Below are 18,101 nucleotides of genomic sequence, written 5' to 3' on the forward strand. Positions count from 1 at the left end.
CTACATCTTTATATATTCGCCAGGACCTAACGGAAGTCCTAGTACATACCAAACAGCAAACAAGATACACCAGAATACCGTATACGCAATCGTGTACGGCAGTAAGGATGAAATGAGTGTTCCCATCCCCATGTTCTTGTCGAACTTTTTAGCAAAAGACAGTAAAATCGCAAAGTATGCCAGCATCGGTGTAATTGTATTTGTAATGGAATCCCCAATGCGATAAGCCATTTGCGTAAATGCTGGGCTATAGTCGAGCGCCATAAACATTGGCACAAATACAGGACCTAAGATTGCCCATTTTGCGGAAGAACTTGCGATCAGCAGATTTACGAGAGCGGTAAATAATATAAAAGCCAATAAGAGCGGAAGTCCTGTAAACCCAGACTGTTTTAAAAAGTCTGCGCCAGTAATGGCAATAATTGATCCAAGGTTGCTCCAGCTAAAATAAGCAATCATCTGTGCTGCTATAAAGGCAAGAACGATGTAATATCCCATCCCGCTCATGGCTTTCGTTAAATGCTCGGCTACATCTTTGTCATTCTTCAGAACCTTAGACGCAAAACCATAGGCAATAGCAGGAATTAAAAAGAATAAAAGCATGATAGGTACGAGTGAATCCATAAAAGGAGATTCGATAATTTGGCCTGTTTTTGGATGACGCAGCATTCCTCCCTTTGGAACGGTAACGAGCAGAAGGATACCTATGTACGTAAACAATGAAATGCCTGCCCATTTTAATCCTCTTTTTTCATGAGTAGAAAGGGTCTGTTCCTTCACTTCGAGGTCTTGTGGAGCATGATACTCACCTAACCGAGGTTCTACAATTTTAGTTGTTACCCAGACCGCAACAGGTAAAAGAACGAATGTGGATGCGAGCATAAAATAATAGTTCATCGCAGGGTTCGCCGTATAACTCTTATCCGTTAGATGGGCTGCTGATTCAGTAAAGCCTGCGAGCATCACATCCAGCATACTGATAATAATGTTCGCACTAAAGCCGCCTGCAACTGCCGCATATGCTGCTGCAAGACCTGCGATCGGATGTCTGCCAAGTGTTAAAAACACCATAGCTGCAACAGGAGGAAGGACGATTAGCGCTGCATCTGCTGCTGCGTTTCCAACGACACCGATAAACACAATGATCGGCAAGATGAGAGCTTTTGGTGAGGCAAGAACCACTTTTCGCATAAATGCTGAAATGAGTCCGGTTGATTCAGCTAGTCCCACGCCAAGCATCACGACGAGTACAAGTCCAAGCGGAGGAAAATTAACGAAATTACTCACCATTTCCGTAAGCATCCGTTTAATGCCTTCTTCATTCAAAAGATTGACCGCAGCAATCTTTTCGTTATTGGCAGGATTCACTGCACTCCAGCCCGACACGCCTGCAACCAAAGAACCTAGCAGTATAGTGACAGTAATGATTACAAATAATGTTAGAACATCTGGTAGTTTATTTCCGTTTTTTTCTACCCAATCGAGCAGCCTGTTAAAAAAATTTTTCCGTTTCTCTTCAGGCTGCGGCGGTTTTGGTGATGGAACTGCTTTGATTGCTGAACGAGCCATTGTCATCCTCTCCTATCTTTCGTATTTTTCAGAAAATTAAATTTCTTTACATTCTACAAGCTGTTTTTCTCACTTACAAGGGGTCTTTCAGAATACATCTTTTTTACTACTTTCCAGTCACCATCAGTGTTTAGAGAAATGTAAGGGCTTTCCATTGCGGAATTTTCTTTTATTTTAAAATTTACCAATCCTGTGTAATCCGCTATAATAAATCTATTATTTTGCTTTTGATGCATTTTTCAACGTAATAGAGAAAAAAGGAGCGAACTGTATTGGATCTTTTATTAAAAGAAAGTTTAAGAGCCAGCTATAACGTTCAAGCAGATGTACGTGATAAGGTAGAAATAGAGAATTGGAAGATAGATGAGCTGAATTTCTTTATTAAGGCTCTTAGACAAGAAGAATTACATACCGTTCTCGACATTGGCTCAGGTTCCGGTCAGCATGGAAACTATTTAAAAGACCACAACATGGACGTAACATGCATCGATCTATCCCCAAACATGGTAGAAACGTGTCATGCAAAAGGGTTAAAAGCTGAAGTTATGGATTATTACAACTTGCTTTTTAAAGAAAGCTCCTTTCAGGCGGTTTGGGCGATGAACACACTCCTTCATGTTCCAAAAGTAAGTTTGCCTGCTGTGTTGAAGAACATACATACTGTGTTAGCTGATAATGGATTGTTCTACATGGGAGTGTACGGCGGCAAAGATTCTGAAGGGGTCTGGGAAGATGATCCTTATGTGCCAAAGCGTTTCTTCTCTTTTTACACAAATGAAAACATCTTAGAAGTAATAGATCCATTATTTGAAGTCGTTCACTTTCACTGTATACCTCAAGCTGGCGGCAGTTTGGATTTCCAATCATTATTGCTTCGAAAAAAAGAGATTTTTGAATAAGAAAAGCCACTCATCTGAGCGGCTTTTTAGATTTTTCTCATATAACGATACGAAATGTGATCCGTGCTTCCTTCGCTAATCTTCTCTGACTGTTTCACAAAACCTTTCGCTTCATAAAACGGTATTCCCTTTTCGTTACCCTCTGCTGCCGATAGCCATTGTTCGTTAATACGTAAGCTTTTTTGAAAGTCAGTATAATAATTTAGCAGTTGGCTTCCGATTCCACGATTTCTTTTTAGAGGATCCATATAAAAAACAAAAATTTCACCTATTCCTTCTCCTGTCGTTCCCCCTCCGATCGCACCTACGACAACTCCTTCTTCTTCTGCTATAAAATAACCGTGCCAGTCATCATTCGATTCTGTCACTTCTTTATAGAGCCGCTCTTCGTTATAGTACTCTTGTATAACTTGATCAACATAAGCCTCATCCCTAAGGTAACCGTATGTAGCTCGCCAGCCTTCAGAGCATACTTTCGCTATGCCTTGAACATGTTCAGGACCTGCTTTTTTTATCGTAAGATTTAACGAATTCATCATAACTTATCCTCCCCTTTTTTCCTTATTTATCGCCCATTATATACTATTTTTTGGTAAAATAGAGATATGCTGCTCAGTCAGTCAGAAGCTTATTCTAATGATGAAAGGCGGACGAAATTTTGACAAAAACAATAACAAAAAACGAACATGTTTATGACATGCTGGACTCCCTTTTACGTGATGAAGGCCAATTTTGGAATTCTTTTTATGAAGATCGAAATAAAAAGATTCCTTTTTTTGTTGATGGAGCTGATGAAAATCTCGTAGACTATGTGGAGAGAGGACTCATCAAGCCTGGCCGTGTGTTAGAGCTAGGCTGTGGACCTGGCCGTAATGCTATCTTTTTGGCAGAGCTAGGTTTTGAAGTAGATGCAGTAGATTTGTCAAGTGAAGGTCTAGAGTGGGCAAGAGAACGTGCTTCGGAAAAAGGGGTTGACGTAAACTTTATCCAAGGAAACATCTTTAAATTAGACCTGCCTCATAATCACTATGACTTCATTTACGACTCCGGCTGTTTTCATCATGTCCCACCTCATAGAAGAGTAAGCTATTTAAATCTATTAAACGATTGTTTGAAAACCGGCGGACATTTTGCTATTACCTGTTTTGATGCAGAGGGAATGGGCCTAGATATACCGGACATGGAGGTATATAAAGAAAGAACGATGAAAGGCGGACTCGGTTATACACTTGAAAAGATGCAAGAGGTATTTTCCCAGTTTCACGAGTTAGAACTACGTAAAATGAATGAGATTAAGCAGCCAGCAAAAACATTTGGCGTTCCCTTTTTGTGGGCAGCCCTATATAAACGATAAAATAAGACACTTGGAGCGATTCCAAGTGTCTTCTATTGTCTGTCTTCTATTAAACCTTCGTCAGCCTATCACTTATCACTTCAACACGATAAAATCCAGCCATTCTTCTGGCAGCATCTCCACATACTTTCGCGTCAAGAACCGGTCATCTACGAGTACGAGTGTACCTCGATCTTTCTCTGACCGGATAACACGGCCACCAGCCTGCAAGACTTTATTCATGCCAGGGTACACGTAAGAAAAATCGTATCCGTTCTTTCCTGTGCTCTGAAAATATGCCTTTATCGTATCCCGTTCCAAGCCGACCTGCGGCAAACCTACGCCGATGATAACCGCACCTGTCAACCGGTCTCCTTTTAAATCGATTCCTTCTGAAAAAATACCGCCCATGACTGCGAACCCAACAAGTGACGTGTCCCCTACTCTTTCAAAGTGAGCGAGAAACTCCTCTCGCTCTTCTTCTGCCATCGCGGGGTGCTGCACAATTAACCGAAACGGTGGGCCATCTTCCTGCAAGCGTTCATACACATCACTCATATAGCGGTACGAAGGAAAGAAGATAAGGTAGTTGCCTGGTCGTTTGTGAACAAGATCCCCAATCATCGTTACGATTGGTTCAAGTGATTTATCTCGATCTCTGAAGCGTGTGGATAGAGGCTGGATAAAGACATCAAGCTGTTCTTTCTCATAAGGTGATGGCATTCGAATAACGTAGTCTTCTTCACCTCCGCCCAGCATCTCTCGAAAATAAGAGAGCGGTGAAAGGGTAGCAGAAAAGAATATACGTGAAGCATATTTTTTACTTGTTTGAAAAAGAAGCTGAGATGGATCCATGCAGTATAAACGAATTTGAACTTCACTTTTAAACGTATTAATAAACGTAACGAACCGCTCATCATAATACGATGCGATCTTTACCATCTGCAAAGCTGAAAAATAGGTTTCAAGCAATCTCTCATCCTTTTCTCCACTTGCAAGTAATTGTTCTGCTTGAACTAAGAAAGCTTCCATCTTGTCTATGCACTCTTCTGGCATCTCAGGAACGGCTATTTCTTTTTCGCCGTACACTTTTTTTAGTTTTAACAGTTCTTCATTAATGGCTTTTGCTGTTCTCCACACACCATCATGCTTCCCTTTAAAATCGCGGGACAATTGTAAAAACGACGACTTCAAAATCTCAGCAGAATACATGCCGCGTGCCCTGTCAACAAGGTTATGCGCTTCATCCATCAACAAGACCGTTCGTTTTTTCTGTTCTTCAAACAAACGTTTAAAAGAAACACGTGGATCGAACACATAATTGTAATCACAAACTACACTATCTGCCGTATAAGCCAGATCAACAGAAAATTCAAAAGGACATACTTTATGTTTTTGGGCATAATCAGCGATAACATCTCGATCCATGACCGTTTCATGCTTCAGAATGTCTAAAACCGCTCCATTGATACGATCGTAATATCCATCTGCAAACTCACAATAGGCAGCATCACAGCGCGTTTCTTCTTTCAAACACACCTTGTCTTTTGCCGTAATCGTCACACTTTGAAAAAACAATCCTCTCTCTTTCATCAACTGAAGTGCTTCTTCCGCATTTTTACGATTCAGCGTTTTAGCCGTTAAATAAAAAATTTTATCTGCCTTTTCTTCTCCTATTGCTTTTATAGCCGGAAAAAGGGTGGAAATTGTTTTACCCGTACCTGTCGGCGCATTGGCAAACAACGTTTTTTTATCAAGGATCGTTTGATAAACTGCTGCAGCAAATTTCCGTTGGCCTTCTCTATATTTTTCAAAAGGAAATGACAGTTTCCGAATGCTTCCATTCCTTTTTTCTTTATTTTGAAGACGCAGTTCAGCATATGGTGCATAGCTCTTTACGAGTTCATGCATAAACGATTTTAATTCTTCTAACGTATATGTTTCCTGAAAACGTTTTTGTTCACCTGACTCAATCTGAACATAGGTAAGTTGAACTTGGATTTGCTGCATAGCCTCTTTCATTAAATACATGTACGCATAGCATTTTGCCTGGGCCCAGTGGACAGGATATGACTCACTCGTGATATCATCCAGCTGTCTTGCCGTGGATTTTATTTCATCGATCGTTACACTACCATCACCTAAAAGAAGACCATCACATCGGCCCTCTAACATGTATCGTATATTTTCAAATTCATATTCTGTTTGCAAAAACACCTCGGCTGCATCTGCTTCTCCATATGTCTTTTGTATCGTTTGATGGGCTTTTGTTCCTTCTGTTAAAGACGACGTAGTCTTAAATCCCGATTGGATGCTCCCAGAACGAAATACATATTCGACAAGAAAACGAACTGAAATGCTTACAGATTGAGGCATGTGTATCACCTACCGTTTTATCACTTATATAGATTAATAGTAACACATGAAGTAAGAAGGTCGTGATTTCCTTCCATAATGTAGTATTTTTACACGTCTCAAGGTAGAAAATAGTAGTAATCTTAAAATAGTCATTGCCTCTAAATACTTTTGTGATAAAATTAAAAAGGTTTGAAAGCGATTACACAATAGTATTAGGAGGGTTTACAACATGTCTACATTATCTACTTCACTCGTAAAAACATTAAACTTAAAAGAGTTTACACACGGTACGTCTGAGCAACGAAAAGCATTTGCTGCTCAGTTTGAAGCTGGCCTGAAAGAAACAGGATTTATTATTTTAGAAGGTCATGGTGTGAACACGCACCTGATTGAGAAAAATTACGAGCTTTGGGAGAAGTTTTTTACCCTCGATACAGAAATCAAACAAAAATATGAAGGCGTTGAAGGCGGCGCTCGCGGTTACACAGGTTTCGGTAAAGAGCACGCTAAGAACCGCTCGGTTGGAGATCTAAAGGAATTTTTCCATGTAGGACAAGAACTTCCTGTCGGCCACCCGCTATCAAGTGATTATGCAGCAAACGTATGGCCTGAAGAAGTAGCAGAACTTCGTCAATATGCGTTGAACTTCTACCGTGAACTTGAGCGTGTTGCGCGTAACATGCTTGAAGCCTTAGCTATTCAAATGGACCTTCGCCCAAGATTCTTTGCTGACATGATTCAAGATGGCAACAGCATCCTTCGTGCTATTCACTATCCTCCACTAGATGAATCTATGGATAAAGGTGCGATACGTGCGGGAGAACATGAAGACATTAACTTAATCACGCTTTTAGTAGAATCTACAGCTTCTGGTTTAGAGCTGCTGACGCGTGAAGGAGAATGGGTTCCTGTTAAAGCGGAAAAAGGGCAGATCATCGTTGACGCTGGGGATATGCTTTCTCGCATAACGAATGAAGTCATTCCTGCTACTACTCACCGGGTCGTAAATCCTGAAGGCAAGAACACATCTCGTTATTCCATGCCGTTCTTCGTGCATCCATATCCGAACTCTTTGTTAGAGACGATTCCTGCTTGTATCTCTGCAGATAATCCGGAAAAATATCCACCAATTACAGCAGGTGAGTTTCTTTATGAGCGCCTTGTTGAAATTGGTTTAATTAAAAAATAAAGTTATTAAAAAAAGGCTGTTCCTAAATGGATCCAGCCTTTTTTATTTGATAACCTGTCCGCCTAACGTTTTCTCCCAGCTTTTTTCTTGCATCGTTTGGAGCATCCCAACCTTCCATTCTCCTTTATCATTTTGAAACGAAAGGTATACATCTTTATATACTCTCTCCTTTCCGTTTTCAACCATCACCATATCCACACTTCCGGCAGGCAAGCCATCATTTAGACGAATCCTTAATCTCTCGAAAGATTTTATATACGTTCCTTTGTTTTTTAACTGCTTAATTCTTGTGACCCAACTCTTCCTTGCTGCATCCTTCTTAATGGTTACATCTTCATCAAAAGCACTATCGAAAAAATATATACGGTTAAATGCTTGTTCTAGATTATCGTTCTTAACATCGTTTAAAAACTGACCGGCACTATGCTTCGCTTTATGTTTCGTCCAGAGATCAGGTCCTAAATATAGTACAAAAAAGACTAAAAATAATCCTGTTACCATCCAGCTAATTTTACGAATTTTTTTCATCAACAGCCTCTATTCTTTTCCTTTTATTCTATCCAAAAAATGTAATTCTCGCTACGATCACTTGATGATTGTTTGATAATAAAGAAAACAGCCACCTCTATTCAGATGACTGTTTCAAAGTACCTTCTTCATTTAAGTTAGCTGTACAACTTTGACACTTTACTGCTCTTAATGGGATGGTGGATAAACAGTATTGACATTCTTTCGTATCAGGTGCCTTCACTTCTTCTTTCTTTTTCATACGATTAAGCTGTTTAACTACTATAAAAATGACGAGTGCAATAATGAAAAAATTGATTAGTGTATTAATAAAGTTTCCATAATTCAGAGTTGCAGCTCCAGCTTTTTGCGCTTCTGCCAGCGAAGAGTATTCCTTCTCTCCTAAGTTGATATAAAGGTTGCTGAAGTCCACTTTTCCTAAAAGCAAACCAATTGGTGGCATAATCATATCTTCCACTAAAGAAGTAACGATTTTTCCAAACGCTGCACCAATAATAACTCCGATGGCAAGGTCCATCACATTGCCACGCATGATAAAGGTTTTAAATTCTTTGAACATGTTTGATAATTCCTTTCTACCTATCTACTCCTATGTATTTCCATACCACGTATCTTTTAAAACGCCGCTTTCTGATTTCAGAAAAGGAAATGTATTACAATATGTCGAATTCTGAAGACAAGGGGGACTTTCATTCATTATGCACAATAAAACGATCATCGCAATCATGATAACAAGTATATTTCTTTCAATAACGCTTTTTACCATTCTGTTCTTCAAAGAACAAGCTGTACCTGTTGTTCAATCTGACATCACTACCAAAAAGGAGATTGAAAGTACCAGTGTTTTCCTAAACACGAAAGAGGCATCAACATTTTTAGGCATATCAGAAGAGCAATTCAATACGATGCTTATTCTGGAAAAACAACAACTTATCCAAAATGGATCCTTTAACGGTACTATGATTCCGTACATCACCATTGATAGTACTTATTATTTTACAGAGGAATCCCTAATACTATGGGCGGCTGTATCGACTAAAGAAAACCGAAATTACGATGAATGGCTTGGTCAATAAATTCATATACTCATAGATTGTTATCCAGCTTTATTCAAAGAGCAAGCTGACACCAAAAAATGATTATACGTATCCTCACGGGTGTCAGCGTCTTTGTTTTTTACACGATTTTTAATGGTACTTCGCATATATCCTTCACATCTGTACATACTTCTGCTTCGAAATCCAGCTCCAGCAATGCTATACTTTCTATTCTTCCGTAAAACGGTTCCATGTTTTCTGCCGACCAATCAAAAGCTTGAACGAGTTTTTCATGTGACAGATGGCTGGCGATCGTGCAATGAGGAACCCAATGTTTTGGTGCATACAAGGATGTGGGATCCACATATTTCTTGAACTGTTCATGATAGCTCGTATGAAAATCAGTAAGCTCAGGATCTTTTGTAGGGGCTGCATACAATGTTCCACTATTTAAGAACATGCCTAACGAAGGAAAGAACAAAGAGATACTTTTCTCATTTTTAAAATATTGATTAAATTCCTCTTTAAAGTCTTCTAAATCTAACTCCAGATGAGTGGCAATTGTTACATGCGGCCTCATATCGTACTCCGTTATCCTTGCTTCCTTCATTCCTTCTCTTACTACATGAATTTTGTCTTCTGTCTTTTTATCCAAATACGCGATTATACCGTACATTGTATCATCTCCCTTTGTGGAAATTATACCCTATTGTACCACAAGGAAAATCGTACAATCCCCATATAAAAATATCCGCTCTTGTCCCGAAAAAATGGGCTAATTCCGCCCAAACCTTTAACTTGTACCTTTAATAAATTGTCAATGTAAAGAAGGAGGTGGGTTATATGGGATTTAAGTCACACGGAAACAGCTTTGCTTTGATCGTAGTGCTATTTATCTTGTTAATCATCGTTGGGTGCTGCTGGTGCGGCGGCTACGGTGGAGGCTACGGTGGTGGATACGGCTGGTGTTAATTGATTACTTCTTACAAGAAGTCATTCAATGAATGTTGTTCAATTGCGTAAACCTTTTGCGAAACAACCCCTCGTAGAATACAGAGAGAGATTAGAGAGAGATTAGAGAGAGATCAAAGAGAAAAAGGCCTGCACTCGTTTGAGGGCAGGTCTTTTTAAATATTATAGTGTTTCACCTGAGGCAGTCGTCACTTGAATGGCTTCAGGAACCACTACGTTTATGTTGGAATAGCCGCCTGCTCTAAATATGCCTCTTTCATGTGGAATAGAATGAATCGTTAGATAAAGTGTATTTCCGATCACCTTTGTATCTGCTACTTTTTTTAATGGCAACGTCGTGTCTTTATTCTTCTCTTTATACATCATTGAAGTATGCGTTCCAAAAACATGAAGATCAGATTCTGTTGATCGTTGCACATAAACATTGTTTGCCTCTCCGTTTACCAAAACCACTTTTTTAATAGATGGTGATATAGACTCTTCATAGGAAGGGAGTTTCTTTGTAATCTCTTTAGCGTACAGCGCATTTTCCCATTCTCCAACGAGTCCAGCTCCTGCTGCAAAAGTAAATACGATGCCACATGTTCCTAATATCGATACAAAGAAAATACTGACAGAATCATATTTTACGAAACTCGTTTCTTTTTTATGAAAGAATAGATAGCACAAAATTTCGCTTCCTACGATAATTAAGAGAATAGGAACCCAAACATTTATTACATTTTCCTTAAAGTAATGACCAGCGATCAACGTAACACCGAGCAGTATTAAGGCGGCTCCCATGGAAAAAGTACCAACCCTCCATGTTCTCATCATACTTTTCCTCCACTGAGCTTTTTCTTCGTTCCCATCAATAACTTAATACCGCCTAAAATCAATAGGAAGGCTACGATTCCCGTTTGAAAATACTCGTGATAATACATATAAAGAGATTGAATATTGTAGTAACGAACTAAAAAACGATCCGCAATTGGTACAAGAACCCGATCAAAAATATAGAACATACCTAATGCGATCAGACCGATACCTACCCAGCGCTGATGATAGATTAAATACTCCACGACCGGTTTATCTTCAAGGTCATCCGGGTCTTTATTAATCTGCTGCAATGCATCAAAAAAGCTGTAGAACCAAATGATCGGAGCCAGAAAGAAAAACAGATCAAACCTCAACACATCCAAGATAAAAATGGTAAAAAGGAATGCTGCCATGAGTTGCAAGCCTCTTCTTTGTAACCCTAAATATAAATGAGCCGTTCCAGGAAAAATCGCTAAAATCGTTGCGAAGATTTTGTTTTTGCCTCCATCTTTTCTTACTTGTTCTAAGTCTTCAAACAAACTTTGGTCCACTAAAGGCAGCCCAAGATCATTTAATTTCTGAAGCTTTACAATATCAAACATGTTATAGATCCAAATGACCGGGATAATAAATAAGAAGATTAAAAATCCTTCATGATTTGTCCATATGGTTACGAAAAAAATCATACTAGCGAGTCCAAAAAATGCGGCTAAAAACGTTAATCCCCTGTTCGCTAATCCAAGGTGTAAATGTCCACAGCCTGGAACGAAAGCGAGCATAATCGTTCTGGAATGATTTGTTTTCACTCCACCGTCATCCGCTGTTTCAATTGTTGCAGCTGCATTTATTTTAAGCTGTTTATTCCATGTTATTATTAAATCCACTATACTAATGAGCCACACAACCCCTGAAAGGGTAATCAACTCTACCCCACCATTCCAGAGCCCTATCCCTAAACCAAACATGAAAGGTGCCATAAAGCAAAAGAAGTAAAGAGCTGCCCGAATTCTTTTTAAATAAAAATGGCCCATACCTGGAATAATTCCTATGATCAAACCTAAAATCGGATTTTTTTGTACCATCTGTTAACCCTCCTATTTTGTGGATTGCAAACGATCAAGTAAAATCAACGTTCGATCCATTAAATTTTCTGTCATTGATTCTGGAGCTTTATTCGTTACATTGCTCTCAGCATCCTTCCATACCCCTGTTACTTGATGAAACAATCCTGAACTCATTAAATAAACAGTTAATGAGGCTGCAATCACATAATGAATCATTGGATGTTGTTTATTTTTTCTTTTTTGTTGTTTCTTTTTTGGTGTAACGTTCATCTCTTTTAAGAGTTCTTCCATTTGTCCAATCGGTGTTTCCGGTACTTTAAAGTGATTAAATTGATCATTAACCCGAAGGTAGTCTGCCAAACATACGTCACACCCGTACAAATGGTCTTCCATGATAACTTGCTGTTCTAGGTGTATGGATCCATCCACATATGACTTCCATTCTTTTTCTGTAAAGTGTTTCATTTGGCATCCTCCTTCCAATGTTCTTTCACCCACTGGCGTGCACGATAGAGCTTCATTTCAATTGTTTTTTCCTGTACACCTTGATTCTCTGCAATTTCTCGATGCGATTTGTCCTCCAAATAAAAAGCAGTCAATACCTCTCTATAATTTTGTGGAACCCCTTCAAGTTTGCGATGCAAGTCTTGCCTTGTTTCTTTCTCGAAAAATGCTTGCTCCGGTTGACAGAGGGACCCTTGAATGAAGTATATTTCTTTTTCGCTGCCATCTTCTTTCGGTTTACGCTGCTTTTTCCTAACAAAATCAATTGCTTTATTTACCGCAATTCTTGCCATCCATGTTTTTAGTCCTTGATGCTGATACTCGGGGAGAGAATGGAAGATCTTTAAGAATACATCCTGAAGAATTTCTTCTGTATCTTCCGATGTTTTCGCAATTGGATGAATGGTACGAAAAAGATACGGTCGATATTTCTCGTAAAAAATTCTAAAAGCCTGTTCATTTCCGCTCAACAATAATGAAATTAATACTTTATCTCCTATATTCCTCTCCCCCTTTCTTGTTGACCTACTTATATAGACGATTCTTTAGGATTCAACCCCTACAGTTTTTTTAAAAAAAGATATAACTTAAAAAGCAATACCACTTCTGGCATTGCTTAGTCCCATTAAGATGTTGTTGAATTCATACGGTATCATCTTCTCTAACTCACTCTCAGTTTGTCTTCTTGGTAAATTTTAATTAATTTCATATATGATTCCTAATGTATTAGATTGAATAACATAGCTATGTACAAATTTATTACATTAAATTAATTTTTTACCATTATCGTAAACCTATGGAACAAATTTTTCAAGACTGAATGACTACTACCTTTTGCTTTTACTGTAGTTGAGATGCTTTATGCTCCCCTCCCAGGTTTTATGCTCGCCCTTCAGGTTTTATGCTCGCCCCACAAGTTTTATGCTCGCGCCACAAGTTTTATGCTCGCGCCACAGGTTTTATGATCGCCCTTCAGGTTTTATGCTCGCCGTACAAGTTTTATGCTCGCGCCGAAAGAGATAAATTTCCTCAAAAAAAACATTGCAGAAGCCAAGCTGCAATGTTTTGTTTCACTTGATGGAGCCCTTATTCCTTATAAATTAATGACTTGTTTAATCTCTTTTTCTCTATTATGAACTTCCTTACTGCTCGCCACATCATAGATTTGAGTATTTGCCTCTATCAACAGTGTGTCTGCTGCCTCTTTCCAACACGTAATTAAGGAATAGAACTGTCCATCTTTTTCTTCCTGTCTCAATACTTGAATAGCGTTGCTTGCTACATAATTAACGGTTAACGGTTTAGGTCCAATTACGGCATACTGTTTCTTATTACTCTGCTTAGCCTCATCGTCTTCTCTATGAGTGACATCACAGGACTTGTTAAACACGTTGTTCCTGCTGGATTGAAACACGTATGTCAAATCCTCCACCATGGCGCTAGCCGTTGGAAGTTTGCCTGCCCCAGCTCCTTGCAGGGTCACTTTTCCTGCTAGACTTGTTTCAATCATCACTGCGTTTTGTACACCTTCAATTCCATATAGGGAATGCTCAGCATCCAAAAGTACTGGTTTAACAGATGCCAAAAGCTCGCCACTGTCATGATGGATTTGTGCTAAATGCTTAATTCGATATCCCCATTCCTTAAAAACCTCTATATGGTTCTGAGCCACGTGTGTAATGCCGCTTCGGTCAACTCGCTCCCAGTCTGGGGCATAACCGAAAGATAGTTCACTTAAAATAATCAGCTTATAAAACGCATCAAAACCTTCCACATCATTAACAGGGTCTGCCTCTGCGTACCCAAGTTTCTGCGCTGTTTTTAATGCATCTTCAAAAGCTAATCCCTTTTCACGCATGTTGCTTAAAATATAGTTTGAGGTACCATTTAAAATGGCTTCTATTGAGAGAATGTTGTTCACTTGCAAGAGCTGAGAAATACTGCGGATGATCGGTGTGCCGCCTGCTGTTGTTGCTTCAAAACCAACAGAAACACCTGCCTCACTCGCTTGGTTTAATAGCGTTTTACCATGTCTCGCAAACATCACTTTGTTCGCTGTAATAACGTGGCAACCTTTTTCGATGGCTTTTTTTAAATAGGTGAACCCAGGCTCTTCTCCCACTATGGCTTCAAAGACAACCTGCAGATCAGGTATGCGTAAGATCTCTTCAAAGTCTGTTGTTACACGTACATTTTCATCAATATCACGTTTTTTCGTTCCATCCTTCACTAAGACAGCTTCAATAACAATGTCACTTCCAAGCACAGACTTAAGTTGCTCTTTGTGTGTTTTTAATGATTCATAAACACCTTGCCCAACCGTTCCAAAACCGAGCAGTGCCGCTTTAATAGGTGCCATATCGAAGCCTCCTTTCTTGAATCAAAGCCTCTTTTACAATTGGCCCCCATTTCTCAAACTCTACTAGAAACCCGTCATGTCCAAAGTCCGTATCAATGGAATAAAAAGTACCATATCGGGTATGTTTCACAAAGTCTTCCATTACGTCTGGGGGATACAGAAGGTCTCCTTCATAGCCGAAACAATAGACTTCTGCCTGAATCTGAGAAGCTGCACGCTTCCAACCTCCAAGCTTATTGCCGATATCATGGGCATTCATGGCATAGAGAAGGGTCAAATAACTATCCACATCAAACCTTCTCGTAAGCTTCTCTCCCTGATACGTTAAATAAGAATCTACTTGGAAAAAGGGCTTACCATCTGCATCACGCTCCCGCACTTCACGCTGGAACCTGTCGTTAAAAAGTTTAGGCTGACGGTACGTTAAGAGTCCTACCATTCTTGCAATCTCTAATCCTACTAACCGCTCTCCTTCTTCTCGCTTACCACTTTTGTAAACAGAATCATTTTCAATCGCGGTTATTGCTATCCGGTTAAAAGCAATTCCGTAATCACTCAAATACGGTGTTGCGGCGAACACAAATACTTTTTCTATTAAATAGGGAAATTGAACAGCCCATTCCAGCGCCTGCATGCCTCCGAGAGATCCACCTAAAACCGCCAAAAGCCGCGGTATGCCTAGAACTTCGAGTGCTTGCCGCTCTGCACGTACCATATCCCTCACCGTTACAAAAGGAAAAGTGTTTCGGTATGAACTTCCCGTTTTCTCATTCACACTTGTAGGGCCTGTTGAACCGCTGCATCCTCCAAGCACGTTAAAGGTAATGACTTGATAGTGGTTTGTATCAATATAGCAACCTGCACCAATCAGTCCTCTCCACCATCCAGGATGCTCTTTTGTCCCATACGCATATTGGTTGCCAGTCAGCGCATGACATAAAAGTATGACCGGTCCAGTTGAATTGCCGGCTTTTTCAAACGCTAACTCGGCATCCATAATCACTTGACCAGATTCTAAAGTAAAATCACCAATCTTTACCTTTCCGATCTTTCGTGTCGTTTCAAGCAAGTTTTTGTAACTCACGCGCCTTCAGCTCTCTTCGCAAAATTTTTCCGCTGATCTTTGTTTTTGGGAGCTCTTCAACCACTTCAATCTCGCGCGGTGCAGCATGTGCTGCAAGCTCGCCTTTCACATAGATCCGGATTTGTTCTAGCAGATCCTGGCTTTGTGAATACCCCTCTTTTAGCACAACAAAAGCTTTGACGATTTCTCCTCGAATGGGGTCAGGCTTTCCAATCACTCCTGCTTCAGCAACAGCCGGATGTTCGATAAGCTTACTCTCAACTTCAAACGGACCGATCCTTTCACCAGCAGAATTAATCATATCGTCAGAACGACCTTGAAAAAAGATGTATCCGTCATCATCACGGTAAGCGAGGTCACCTGAAACATACCAATCACCCCAGCTAAAATAGGAGTTATACTTTTCTTCGTTTTGCCAAACCTCTTTCATCAAGCTCGGCCATGGTGCCTGAATCGCCAGATGTCCTAATGAAAACGGAGGAAGTTCTTTGCCCTCTTCATCCAAAATACTAGCTGTAATTCCAGGAAACGGCTTGCCCATAGAGCCTGGCTTGATAGGTTCATTCGGCAGGTTTACAATAAGCTGCGCGCCTGTTTCGGTCATCCACCACGTATCATGTATCCTTTTACCAAGAACATGTTTGCCCCAGTAAACGACTTCTGGATTTAACGGTTCACCTACGCTTAGAATATGGCGCAGTTTTGATAGATCATATTGCTTCGAAAGCTGATTTCCTTTAGCCATCAGCATGCGAAATGCAGTAGGTGCACTGTACCAAACGGTAACACCCGCTTTTTCGAGGGTTTCATACCACTGTTCTCCCTTAAAACGCCCACCATAAATGACGATCGTTGCTCCATTTAACAGAGGAGCAAACACTCCATAGACCGTTCCTGTTACCCAGCCGGGATGTGCCGTGCACCAATACACATCTTTCTCCTGAAGATCTAGCACCCACCGGCCTGTTACATATTGCTGAACCATAGCCCGATGAGCGTGAACGATTCCTTTTGGTTTGCCAGTCGATCCAGATGTATAGTGAATGTTCAAACCATGTTCCGGATCTACCCATTGAATGATATCTCCCGTGTCACCTATCCCTTTAATCTCATTTTTTATTGAAACTTCACCCCTCTTCCTTTCTCCATCCGTTAGGAAAACGGTATGAAGACTTGGAAGATCTTCTCTTGGAACTCGCTCATAAAGTTCTTGATTTGTAATTAAAAATGCTCCTTCGCAATCTGCGATACGGTCTCTTAGCGCGTCAGACATGAACGCTTCAAACAATGGACCAACCACAGCACCTAGTTTAATTGCAGCGAGCATCGCGATGTGACAATCAGGATGTTTTGGAAGAAAGACAAACACAAAGTCCCCCTTTTTTACTCCATGATTTGAAAAAACCACTGCCCAATCATCTGTTTGTTTTTTAAGCTCCTCATACGTGATTTTACATTCTTGTTTTTCATCTAAATAATGAAGAACTGTTTTTCCTCCCCGTCCCTCTTCTACATGACGATCAACACATTCATAGGCCATATTGGTTTTACCGTCATCTCTTCTGCTGAATCGCTCAGCCGCTTTCTCCCATGAAAAGAGAACGTTCCCGTTATCTGTTTCCACATTGTATGTTCCGTTAACAGGATCTATCAGTGCGAGCTTTGTCATGCCTCCCCACCTGCTGCTCTCTGTTGGACATTTAAAAGGTTTAAAATGTGTGCTTTCTGTTTTGATAGATAGGCATCTCCACGGGTTCGTGGCTTCGTTTTTTCAACATGCACTTCACCAAAAACTTCTCCTGGCTGACCTTTTAAAATAAAGATTCTGTCACAAAGATATAGCGCTTCGTCAATATCATGAGTCACTAAAATCATTGTCGTCTTTTTTTTCTGCCAAATTGAAAGAAGCAGGTCTTGAAGCTGCATCTTCGTGAAGGCGTCAAGTGCACTGAACGGTTCATCCAAGAGCAGCACATCTGGATTGGTGATCAGTGCCCTTGCGATCGCTGTCCGCTGCGCCATACCCCCTGACAAGTCTTTTGGAAAATGGTTTTCAAAACCAGATAAACCGACAAGGTCCAAATATGTTTGATAACGGTTTGTTTTTCGTTCCTCCTTTGGCAAGCCGAATGAAATGTTCGTTTTTACCGACAACCAAGGTAACAGCCGGGGTTCTTGAAACATCATTCCAATGTTTTTATGATCACTATTATCCGTTGTGATCTTCCCTTCATAGTAGGGATCAAGTCCGGAAAGAACTCGAAGTAGAGTACTTTTCCCGCAGCCGCTCGTACCTAGTATTCCGATGACCTCTCCTGTATCTACCGAAAAGTTAATATTCTGGAAGCCAGTTTTTTCCTTATTAAACGTTCGTTTTAATCTTGTTACGGTAAGCATTTTTCCCCCT

General features: G+C 40.1%; 19 protein-coding genes. 5 read left to right on the forward strand and 14 right to left on the reverse strand.

The window, feature by feature from the left end; genetic code table 11:
* Positions 1–1,569 carry an AbgT family transporter gene (locus tag KUV80_RS13955; protein ID WP_222463354.1) on the reverse strand — a complete coding sequence of 523 codons (1,569 nt, stop codon included), beginning with the start codon at positions 1,567–1,569 and terminating at the stop codon, positions 1–3.
* A gap of 272 nt (positions 1,570–1,841) precedes the next feature.
* Between KUV80_RS13955 and KUV80_RS13960 the strand changes: the two genes are divergently transcribed.
* Entirely contained in the window at positions 1,842–2,468 is a 627-nt protein-coding gene (locus KUV80_RS13960) for a class I SAM-dependent methyltransferase (protein WP_222463355.1), read from the forward strand.
* A gap of 26 nt (positions 2,469–2,494) precedes the next feature.
* Here the strand turns inward: KUV80_RS13960 and KUV80_RS13965 are convergent, their stop codons facing one another.
* Entirely contained in the window at positions 2,495–3,007 is a 513-nt protein-coding gene (locus tag KUV80_RS13965; protein WP_246625227.1) for a GNAT family N-acetyltransferase, read from the reverse strand.
* Positions 3,008–3,126: 119 nt separating this feature from the next.
* Here KUV80_RS13965 and KUV80_RS13970 point away from each other — a divergent pair, with 119 nt between their 5' ends.
* Positions 3,127–3,822, forward strand: coding sequence for a class I SAM-dependent methyltransferase (locus KUV80_RS13970; protein WP_222463356.1), 696 nt, complete (start codon positions 3,127–3,129; stop codon positions 3,820–3,822).
* Between the two features lie 75 nt (positions 3,823–3,897).
* Here the strand turns inward: KUV80_RS13970 and KUV80_RS13975 are convergent, their stop codons facing one another.
* Positions 3,898–6,177, reverse strand: a complete 2,280-nt coding sequence (locus KUV80_RS13975) for an ATP-dependent DNA helicase (protein WP_222463357.1) — start codon at positions 6,175–6,177, stop codon at positions 3,898–3,900.
* Between the two features lie 211 nt (positions 6,178–6,388).
* Here KUV80_RS13975 and KUV80_RS13980 point away from each other — a divergent pair, with 211 nt between their 5' ends.
* Positions 6,389–7,348: an isopenicillin N synthase family dioxygenase gene (locus KUV80_RS13980; RefSeq protein WP_222463358.1), complete on the forward strand. Its 960-nt coding sequence runs from the start codon at positions 6,389–6,391 to the stop codon at positions 7,346–7,348.
* Positions 7,349–7,390: 42 nt separating this feature from the next.
* Here the strand turns inward: KUV80_RS13980 and KUV80_RS13985 are convergent, their stop codons facing one another.
* Both KUV80_RS13985 and mscL read right to left on the reverse strand, forming a co-directional pair.
* Positions 7,391–7,876: a hypothetical protein gene (locus KUV80_RS13985; protein WP_222463359.1), complete on the reverse strand. Its 486-nt coding sequence runs from the start codon at positions 7,874–7,876 to the stop codon at positions 7,391–7,393.
* A gap of 97 nt (positions 7,877–7,973) precedes the next feature.
* The gene (mscL, locus tag KUV80_RS13990) at positions 7,974–8,435 is read right to left on the reverse strand and encodes a large conductance mechanosensitive channel protein MscL (RefSeq protein ID WP_222463360.1); all 462 of its coding nucleotides are present in this window, start codon (positions 8,433–8,435) and stop codon (positions 7,974–7,976) included.
* Between the two features lie 139 nt (positions 8,436–8,574).
* On the opposite strand from mscL, the gene KUV80_RS13995 reads away from it, so the two are divergent.
* The gene (locus KUV80_RS13995) at positions 8,575–8,952 is read left to right on the forward strand and encodes a hypothetical protein (RefSeq protein ID WP_222463361.1); all 378 of its coding nucleotides are present in this window, start codon (positions 8,575–8,577) and stop codon (positions 8,950–8,952) included.
* A gap of 100 nt (positions 8,953–9,052) precedes the next feature.
* On the opposite strand, the gene KUV80_RS14000 is transcribed toward KUV80_RS13995, so the two are convergent.
* Entirely contained in the window at positions 9,053–9,589 is a 537-nt protein-coding gene (locus KUV80_RS14000; protein WP_222463362.1) for a 2'-5' RNA ligase family protein, read from the reverse strand.
* A gap of 167 nt (positions 9,590–9,756) precedes the next feature.
* Between KUV80_RS14000 and KUV80_RS14005 the strand changes: the two genes are divergently transcribed.
* The gene (locus KUV80_RS14005; protein ID WP_222463363.1) at positions 9,757–9,885 is read left to right on the forward strand and encodes a YjcZ family sporulation protein; all 129 of its coding nucleotides are present in this window, start codon (positions 9,757–9,759) and stop codon (positions 9,883–9,885) included.
* 162 nt (positions 9,886–10,047) lie between these two features.
* Here KUV80_RS14005 and KUV80_RS14010 read toward each other — a convergent pair whose 3' ends face one another.
* The 8 genes from KUV80_RS14010 to KUV80_RS14045 all read right to left on the reverse strand — a co-directional run bounded on the left by KUV80_RS14010 (position 10,048) and on the right by KUV80_RS14045 (position 18,091).
* Positions 10,048–10,698, reverse strand: a complete 651-nt coding sequence (locus KUV80_RS14010) for a hypothetical protein (protein ID WP_222463364.1) — start codon at positions 10,696–10,698, stop codon at positions 10,048–10,050.
* Positions 10,698–11,765: a hypothetical protein gene (locus KUV80_RS14015; protein ID WP_222463365.1), complete on the reverse strand. Its 1,068-nt coding sequence runs from the start codon at positions 11,763–11,765 to the stop codon at positions 10,698–10,700. Before KUV80_RS14015 ends, KUV80_RS14010 begins: the two co-directional genes overlap by 1 nt.
* 12 nt (positions 11,766–11,777) lie before the next feature.
* Positions 11,778–12,212 (reverse strand): hypothetical protein, encoded by a 435-nt coding sequence (locus KUV80_RS14020; protein ID WP_222463366.1) that lies wholly within the window; start codon positions 12,210–12,212, stop codon positions 11,778–11,780.
* Positions 12,209–12,721, reverse strand: a complete 513-nt coding sequence (locus KUV80_RS14025; RefSeq protein ID WP_246625228.1) for an RNA polymerase sigma factor — start codon at positions 12,719–12,721, stop codon at positions 12,209–12,211. Before KUV80_RS14025 ends, KUV80_RS14020 begins: the two co-directional genes overlap by 4 nt.
* Before the next feature lie 623 nt (positions 12,722–13,344).
* On the reverse strand, positions 13,345–14,610 hold the full coding sequence (locus KUV80_RS14030; protein WP_222463367.1) for a homoserine dehydrogenase: 1,266 nt from the start codon (positions 14,608–14,610) through the stop codon (positions 13,345–13,347).
* Entirely contained in the window at positions 14,597–15,694 is a 1,098-nt protein-coding gene (metX, locus tag KUV80_RS14035) for a homoserine O-acetyltransferase MetX (RefSeq protein WP_338083503.1), read from the reverse strand. Before metX ends, KUV80_RS14030 begins: the two co-directional genes overlap by 14 nt.
* A complete protein-coding gene (gene acsA / locus KUV80_RS14040; protein ID WP_222463368.1) occupies positions 15,672–17,363 on the reverse strand; it encodes an acetate--CoA ligase in 1,692 nt (563 codons plus the stop codon). The genes metX and acsA overlap by 23 nt, the downstream gene beginning before the upstream one ends.
* Positions 17,360–18,091, reverse strand: coding sequence for an ABC transporter ATP-binding protein (locus KUV80_RS14045; RefSeq protein ID WP_222463369.1), 732 nt, complete (start codon positions 18,089–18,091; stop codon positions 17,360–17,362). The genes acsA and KUV80_RS14045 overlap by 4 nt, the downstream gene beginning before the upstream one ends.
* Between the last annotated feature and the right edge of the window lie 10 nt (positions 18,092–18,101).

The sequence above is a fragment of the Fictibacillus nanhaiensis genome (assembly GCF_019801215.1).
Lineage (GTDB): Bacteria > Bacillota > Bacilli > Bacillales > Fictibacillaceae > Fictibacillus > Fictibacillus nanhaiensis_C.

Bases quoted from the DNA above. Each gene is read 5' to 3' on its own strand.
- KUV80_RS14005 (WP_222463363.1), top strand. From the start codon at position 9,757: ATGGGATTTAAGTCACACGGAAACAGCTTTGCTTTGATCGTAGTGCTA.
- KUV80_RS13975 (WP_222463357.1), bottom strand. From the start codon at position 6,177: ATGCCTCAATCTGTAAGCATTTCAGTTCGTTTTCTTGTCGAATATGTA.
- KUV80_RS14000 (WP_222463362.1), bottom strand. From the start codon at position 9,589: ATGTACGGTATAATCGCGTATTTGGATAAAAAGACAGAAGACAAAATT.
- acsA (WP_222463368.1), bottom strand. From the start codon at position 17,363: ATGACAAAGCTCGCACTGATAGATCCTGTTAACGGAACATACAATGTG.
- KUV80_RS13955 (WP_222463354.1), bottom strand. From the start codon at position 1,569: ATGGCTCGTTCAGCAATCAAAGCAGTTCCATCACCAAAACCGCCGCAG.
- KUV80_RS14010 (WP_222463364.1), bottom strand. From the start codon at position 10,698: ATGAGAACATGGAGGGTTGGTACTTTTTCCATGGGAGCCGCCTTAATA.
- KUV80_RS13985 (WP_222463359.1), bottom strand. From the start codon at position 7,876: ATGAAAAAAATTCGTAAAATTAGCTGGATGGTAACAGGATTATTTTTA.
- KUV80_RS14030 (WP_222463367.1), bottom strand. From the start codon at position 14,610: ATGGCACCTATTAAAGCGGCACTGCTCGGTTTTGGAACGGTTGGGCAA.
- KUV80_RS13965 (WP_246625227.1), bottom strand. From the start codon at position 3,007: ATGATGAATTCGTTAAATCTTACGATAAAAAAAGCAGGTCCTGAACAT.
- mscL (WP_222463360.1), bottom strand. From the start codon at position 8,435: ATGTTCAAAGAATTTAAAACCTTTATCATGCGTGGCAATGTGATGGAC.
- KUV80_RS14045 (WP_222463369.1), bottom strand. From the start codon at position 18,091: ATGCTTACCGTAACAAGATTAAAACGAACGTTTAATAAGGAAAAAACT.
- KUV80_RS14020 (WP_222463366.1), bottom strand. From the start codon at position 12,212: ATGAAACACTTTACAGAAAAAGAATGGAAGTCATATGTGGATGGATCC.
- KUV80_RS14015 (WP_222463365.1), bottom strand. From the start codon at position 11,765: ATGGTACAAAAAAATCCGATTTTAGGTTTGATCATAGGAATTATTCCA.
- KUV80_RS13980 (WP_222463358.1), top strand. From the start codon at position 6,389: ATGTCTACATTATCTACTTCACTCGTAAAAACATTAAACTTAAAAGAG.
- KUV80_RS13995 (WP_222463361.1), top strand. From the start codon at position 8,575: ATGCACAATAAAACGATCATCGCAATCATGATAACAAGTATATTTCTT.